4 protein-coding genes and 1 other RNA gene are annotated in these 2,618 nt (G+C 47.7%); all 5 read right to left on the bottom strand.

Annotated features, from left to right (window positions below):
- Nucleotides 1-179: 179 nt before the first annotated feature.
- On the bottom strand, nt 180-1,127 hold the full coding sequence (locus ABYW01_RS18960) for a type II toxin-antitoxin system HipA family toxin (RefSeq protein ID WP_372835867.1): 948 nt from the start codon (nt 1,125-1,127) through the stop codon (nt 180-182).
- Between the two features lie 53 nt (nt 1,128-1,180).
- Nucleotides 1,181-1,501 carry a HipA N-terminal domain-containing protein gene (locus ABYW01_RS18955; RefSeq protein ID WP_372835866.1) on the bottom strand — a complete coding sequence of 107 codons (321 nt, stop codon included), beginning with the start codon at nt 1,499-1,501 and terminating at the stop codon, nt 1,181-1,183.
- A complete protein-coding gene (locus ABYW01_RS18950; protein ID WP_372835864.1) occupies nt 1,489-1,797 on the bottom strand; it encodes a helix-turn-helix domain-containing protein in 309 nt (102 codons plus the stop codon). The genes ABYW01_RS18955 and ABYW01_RS18950 overlap by 13 nt, the downstream gene beginning before the upstream one ends.
- A gap of 318 nt (nt 1,798-2,115) precedes the next feature.
- Nucleotides 2,116-2,472, bottom strand: a transfer-messenger RNA (tmRNA) gene (gene ssrA / locus ABYW01_RS18945).
- A 44-nt stretch (nt 2,473-2,516) separates the two neighbouring features.
- A complete protein-coding gene (locus tag ABYW01_RS18940) occupies nt 2,517-2,609 on the bottom strand; it encodes a hypothetical protein (protein ID WP_372835869.1) in 93 nt (30 codons plus the stop codon).
- Nucleotides 2,610-2,618 lie beyond the last annotated feature (9 nt).

Below are 2,618 nucleotides of genomic sequence, written 5' to 3'. Positions count from 1 at the left end.
TGAAAAAGTCGTAGCGCGTAAAATCGAAGATATCCGTCGTCAGATCGACGAAATGTGATTCTATCTATTGCTAGGACGCGACGGGTTACGCTTGTTGCGTCTCAGCTCTTTCCTGCTTTTCTCTCTGAACAATAGCCATAGCCCCTCTGCTTAGTAGTCATACTGAGCATCTTTCCGTGTTATACCGATATGTGTTCTGCGCAGATTGCTTTGTAGCGCTGCTTAACTAGCCCAGTATATTTCGGTTTATATTCCCCGGGAATGTAAGCGTTCTCAATCAGGTCCTTAATCTTCTGCATCGCTTTAGCGATCGCCTTAATAGAATTATCTGCGGCTTTCGCCGGTAGTCCAATGTTTTCTGCCAGCGTCATGAAATCGGCACGGGTGTAGAATCCGAAATGTTGGTATGCCTCTGAAAACCCCTGTGAAGCATCGTCATCGGCATCCAGCAAGGGCATTGCCAAGTGGTTCATCATGCCCGTCTCATAAAACTCAGTGCAAAGGTTATCGTAGTGGGGTGTCAGCTTGTCATATACGCGGTCTTTGTTATCGGGTAACCGCATGACGCTGATATTTTTCAGGTGAAGATCGTCGTTGCCGATCAGGTAAGCCAGCAACACCCGCTTGAAGTAGTCGTCCAGAACGGCCACCTTGCCACCTGTCGCCTCTGCAAGGATACGACCGGCCGTTTCATAGGTGCTGTTGTACTTATCGTCCTTGAGCTTGTCAGACAGTGAGCACGGATCTTCCTGATGCAGTTTCCCGCTTAGAGTGCGGTCAAACCGCCTGGTGATATAGGCCCGTTCCCCGTCTGAGAACTCCACCAGTCCGCACAACGCGGTTTCAATCTTCAGGGCGCGGCTAATCTCCATGCTCAGGTGTTCCATTTCTGCACAATAAGGCAGGCCGTCGGGTGTCGGTTTGAGAATATACTCCCCGTCTTTATCGGTCGGGATCAGCGTGTTCGTGGTCGGGTCGAGTTTAAGGGACAGCTTCTGCTGCACGCCTGAGATCGACATACCTTGGGTAAACTTTGCACCTTGGGCAAACAACTCCTGACGGGTGATGTTTAAGCGAGCATTGACCTTGTTATTACCGTACAGTTTGATCGCCGCTGAATCTTTCATCAGCAGGTTTCTGTTCCGTTCAGATAAGGTGTCCAAGGTTATATAACACTGTGTCATGCGCTTACTTCCTTCAGGGACACCGCCCCAATCAGGTCGTTACCATTCCGTATCAACAGACCGAAGGTGTCCTGTTCATCGATCTTCATGCGGGTGGATTGCATTCTTTTCATCCAGCCCTCCGATGCTAAATTCTCAAAGAATGGAAACAGCACATCAGATTCAAAGGGGGCGTTCTGCAACGGTAAGCGAAATGCCAACGGTGCCCCATGAGCCAGATAATCCGGGTGGTATTCAAAGCGGTAACGCGTGTCATCTGTCTCAGTCAGCGTACCCGCCCGATAACCGTTGTAATACACTTCGGCTATCCGACCCACAGGTCCATACCCAGTGCCTTGAGCACCGCACGCAGTTTTTTCGTATTGACGTTAACCTGCCCCTTTTCGATCTTGCCAATTGTGACCTCGGAAACACCGCTGTAACTCGCCAGATTCTCAAGGGTCAGGTTTTGACGTAGTCGGGCTTCGCGAATCGTTGAACCGACTTCATCGAACGGTTTGAGATGGCGCTGGCCGCGTAACTGAGCGATCTCTTTTGCCTGAGCATCAATATAACTGCCGACTTCGTTCATCAATGACAGAGCATCATCGGCCGTTTCAGGTTTCTCAGTCATAAAAATAACCAAATATTGTTAAGTTTTAAGCATGGATTATTTACTTGGATAAATAAATATTAGCATTTCTTGGTGATTAATAAAGATATCTAAGGAAATTTGTCTGATTTCTGCTTTATGGTTAAAAAATATTTATTTTGTGGGTGTTTGATATTCAGGTGAGATACGCTAAACAGCGTGGGAAGGTAGCGGGTGGAGTATGGTCTTAAGTCTAAAAAACAGGCACAAAAAAACCGGCCTAAGCCGGTTTTTTTGTGGACCAAAAGAGGTCCCTTTCGTTTGGGTTCTTTATAAGTCTAAGACCTATAAAGAGAAAGGTGGTGGAGGTGGCGGGTTTCGAACCCGCGTCCGCCAATCCTCTGCCCCCGGATCTACATGTTTAGACACCTTTATTAAGTTAACCCATCACGGCCCAAGGGTCAGGGCGTTTAGGGCGAGCCTCTTTAGTTTTAACCGTTCAGCTTGAGACAAAGCTTCCGGGCGATTCTGTCTCGAATGACACCACGAACCTCTTAGTTACAGACACCTGAGAGTGTGGCGTAGCAGGCTTATGCTGCTAGTGCGTAGTTATCGTCGTTAGCAACTATAACTGTGTAGTAATTTATTTACGTGATTCACTACACTCACGACATGCACCTGAGGTTTCGCAATCAGCGTCGAAGCCAAGTCACCCCCAAAATGTGCGGCCATTATAGCCTAAGACAATAAAGAAGGAAGAATTACTTCGCTGCCATGAGACGTTGTTTCTGTCTTGCCCAATCCTTATCTTTGTCGTCAGCGCGTTTATCATGCTGTTTCTTACCTTTTGCCAGAGCAATTTC

It is taken from the genome of Pontibacterium sp., from assembly GCF_041587635.1.
Taxonomy (GTDB): domain Bacteria; phylum Pseudomonadota; class Gammaproteobacteria; order Pseudomonadales; family Balneatricaceae; genus Pontibacterium.
The sequence above is the reverse complement of the archived record's forward strand: the minus strand, read 5'-3'. Positions and strand labels throughout refer to the sequence as shown.